3 protein-coding genes and 1 pseudogene are annotated in these 3,464 nt (G+C 61.0%); 3 read left to right on the top strand and 1 reads right to left on the bottom strand.

Annotated features, from left to right (window positions below):
* Positions 1–480: 480 nt before the first annotated feature.
* Entirely contained in the window at positions 481–1,218 is a 738-nt protein-coding gene (locus F6X40_RS41080; protein WP_187631837.1) for a hypothetical protein, read from the top strand.
* Between the two features lie 210 nt (positions 1,219–1,428).
* On the opposite strand, the gene F6X40_RS41075 is transcribed toward F6X40_RS41080, so the two are convergent.
* Complete coding sequence (locus F6X40_RS41075; RefSeq protein WP_187631836.1) at positions 1,429–1,938, bottom strand: hypothetical protein; 510 nt, start codon at positions 1,936–1,938, stop codon at positions 1,429–1,431.
* 172 nt (positions 1,939–2,110) lie between these two features.
* On the opposite strand from F6X40_RS41075, the gene F6X40_RS41070 reads away from it, so the two are divergent.
* Positions 2,111–2,629, top strand: coding sequence for a hypothetical protein (locus F6X40_RS41070; protein ID WP_187631835.1), 519 nt, complete (start codon positions 2,111–2,113; stop codon positions 2,627–2,629).
* A 291-nt stretch (positions 2,630–2,920) separates the two neighbouring features.
* Positions 2,921–3,464: pseudogene (locus F6X40_RS42015) on the top strand (hypothetical protein); the annotation flags it as partial.

The following is a 3,464-nucleotide window of genomic DNA, read 5'->3' as shown; positions in this document are numbered from 1 at the left end:
GCTACAACGGAGGCGGCGGCGGCGGGGGCTATAGCGCCTCAAATCAAGGCGGTGCCGGCGGCAACTCGTACTCCACGGGCACCATCTCCAGTTCGTCCGCTACCAACAGTGGAGACGGCTACGTAACCTTCACGCTGAACTGATTTCGAAATCAGCGCGCGGATAGTCGCCTTTCCTGCTAACCGGCGCCGGCCCCGTTCATCATTGAGCTTGCGCGCCGGATTTTACGGGTGGCCGTAAGCTACGGCGTCGGTAGACCTGGAGCCCTCGACAGGAGACACACCCCGAGTATTCGGAGAGACGCTCCCTGCTCCCGGCGCCGGCCAAGCGTACCGGCTTCCTCCGAAACAGCGTCAACCTTTGATGTCACGACGCATTCCTCACCGACGAGGTGAACGTCGCGGGGCTGTCGCCAGATTTCGCTCGAATTCGATAAACACAGCCACTAGACGACCAACTCTTCTATTTGAGCCACTGACGATGCAAGCTCCTGCTCTCAACGACAATTCCGCTGCCTCGGCACCGGCCGCCCCCTCGCCCGACAACCTGTCGATTGGCGACAAATCCGCCATAGCTGTGGGCGGGTTCGGAGCACTGCTTCTGGTCTTCCATCTCGCTTGTACGCTTTGGCTTGCCGTCAAGGTTCCCGTGTCTCCGCAGGACCTGAATGATGCGTCCTGGCTGATGTCGTACTCGGTCACAGAATACGCAGCACACACGATGCGATGGGGCATGGCGCTGACTTGCCTGATTATGGGCGTCGCCATCGGGGTCGCAAAAGGCCGCCTCACGCCTGTTATCACCGGTGTGGTCCTCTTCCTTTTTCTACACACCACCGGTATGGAGACCGCGCAGCTTCGCGTTGGCGTCGCTGGCGGCGCGACCCGGATAGGTTGCTACGTATGGGAGTCATCCGAGTGTCGTGCGATGCTGGGAGTCCCTGTGAACAACGCACCTTCAATGTATCTGTCGCCGGCGGAAATGGAGCGCACGGGGGAGACCCTGGCGCCGTGGTATCAAAAGGCATTGGTCGCTGACGTCTCGTGGGATACGGTCTTCTTCGTCGCACCTTGTACGACGGTATGGGCCGCGTTTCACACGGGGGAGCTCAACGCCAAGCTGGATGCTCAACGCGCAGCCGTCGCGAAGTTCCGCGCGGCTAATCACGGCAGCATCGCTCAACAGAAGCAGGTCGATTTGTCTACGGTCTGGCACTGACCCATCCGCAACAGCACTGGACCCCGGGAACATGTGTCTTGACGGCCCACGCCGGCTTTCGTGGCGCGTCGTATCTCACCGAGACGTGCGTCAAGACGCAGCCAGCGGAGCGCGAGACTCCCGGCCGTAAGACTATCGGTGCAAAAAGAAACAGCGCCCCTTCAAGCGTTCGCTGAAGGGGCGCAAAATCACACCGGACGCTAGAAAGCGTTATCGGATAACTGCGACTCGCGCCGCGCTCGCGATTTGGTCAACCAGCTCCTGGACCTCGGGAGCTTCTTTCACAAGGCCCGAGTTGATTGCGTAGCGGGCAAGCTCGTTGTTCGACATCAGCGCGAAGCCGAGAAACCCGGAACGCGCAATCTGCTCACGTTCAGACTCGTTTTCGAGCAACGTCGTAACCATGTGCTTGACCACATGCTCCATCAGGGCTGTTCGAGCCTCGTCTGCAACACGGGGCGGAGCCAGCTCTCGTTTCGTACGGGGCACGTCCGGCAACCACTCAACGGCCCAGTCGTAGCAGTTGAGCATCGCGGTCTTGCAACCGCGCTCCGGCTTCCTGCTATGCCACGGCCAACGCGCGTAAAACAGCTTGGCCTCGGCGTCCTTGTACGCAATGACGTCCATTTCGCTTCCGTCGCCATACTTCAACGCATCGTCGTCGATGGTGGGTTCGTGACGCAGATACACGGTCAGGGGTTTGGTGGTGTTGGTTGTCACAAAATGCTCCTTTTGGTTGGCCTCCCTTGGTGTAGCCAACCGCGCGCCTCCCCGCCGGCGGCGCGTAAGACAAAAAATCCGCTTCCGAAGCCCGGCTACATCTCAAATCGCGTCACTACACGCCTGGTATCGCGTATCCCTTCAATCAACCACAGGACACGAACAGCGCGTCATGGAATCAGCCTTCTCGAAACCAACCTATTTCCAGCACGAAGACGGCGGCATCTATCGTTTCTTCACGCTCGCGCCACAGACGGAAGGTGCCGGCGAGCACGCGGTGTACGAGCACGTCTGGCCGTTTGCCGTTAAGCCGGCGGTCCGGCCGACCTCGTTGTGGTCGCTGCGCTTTCGAGCCATCAGTGACATCGAAGCCAACTCGGCGATGGCAGGTAACCGCGAAGAAGCTCAGGCGGCCGTAACGGCCGCGAAGGCGGCCCGTAAAGCACGCGCGGGAGCCAGCGCAGAGGTAATTCCGAAAACTGCTCAGACTCCGAGGAACGCGGCCACGCGCGCTGCATTTGCGGAGGTCACGGATGACCCCAATTTCCAGCGGGAATGCATCCTCGGCGAGCTCGAAGTGAAGCTCAAGACGTTGCGCAGTGAGTTGGCAGCTGCTGGCAATATGCGCGCGCAGGAACTGACCCGCGAAAGCATCGCGCTCGTCGAGGCGCTTGCGGGTCCCCACGCGTAGCGCAGCAGAACAACTCGATGATTGACGCGCCGCTCCGAAGTACATTCGGAGCGGCGCTTTTTTGATGGACCCGGGCCGAAGCGGTTTTCAGGGCCAACGTCTCGCCGGCGTCGACACGTACGTCGACTTCATCGAGAAAAAAAATTAGACATGCTGAACGCGGGCGTGAACCCGTCGCGCGACCTCGTCGACAGTGCGTTCGTGGCGCAGATATATGTCAAGTCGCTATACCGGAGACCCTCCCGCTTCTAGGGCGGCTTCTATCGCGGTGAAACCGGCGCACTGAACGAAATGAAATTAAAGCCCTTACTCACTTGTTCGCTCCTCCTGTTGTTAGGCCTGACTCAGGCCCAAGCCTATGCGGGAACTTACACCTATCGGGTCGTCTTCCCCGGCTTAAGCGCTCCAGCGCCTTCTGTCGCCGCAAGCGGCAGCCAGGTCTTTGCGACTCCCGGCACCTCGGCGTGGACGGTCCCCGCCGGCGTCACGTCCATCAGCTTCGTCGAGGTGGGGGCCGGCGGCGGCGGTGACGGAGGTTACTTCTCCGGCGGTGGCGGCGGCGGTGGCTTGCTCTACAGCAACAATGTCGCCGTGACGCCGGGCACGACCGTCAGCATAACGGTCCCTGGCACGGCTTCATACAACAAGGCGGGGCTTAATGCCGCCGTCACAGTGAACGGCATAACGTACATCGCGCAGGGCGGCGGAGCGGGGAACGGCACCCAGGGCGGAGCCGGCGGTTGTGGTTCCGCCACAGGAGGCTCTGCTGTCTGGCATTGCGGCGGCACCGGAGGGTACTTCACAGGGGGCACGAACGGCACTAACTGTCTCTTAT

Origin of the sequence: Paraburkholderia sp. UCT31, from assembly GCF_014397655.1 — a bacterium.
Lineage (GTDB): Bacteria > Pseudomonadota > Gammaproteobacteria > Burkholderiales > Burkholderiaceae > Paraburkholderia > Paraburkholderia tuberum.
The sequence above is the reverse complement of the archived record's forward strand: the minus strand, read 5'-3'. Positions and strand labels throughout refer to the sequence as shown.

What these genes read in the sequence shown, in the direction of transcription:
- F6X40_RS41080 (WP_187631837.1), top strand. Translation starts at nt 481, where the DNA reads ATGCAAGCTCCTGCTCTCAACGACAATTCCGCTGCCTCGGCACCGGCC.
- F6X40_RS41070 (WP_187631835.1), top strand. Translation starts at nt 2,111, where the DNA reads ATGGAATCAGCCTTCTCGAAACCAACCTATTTCCAGCACGAAGACGGC.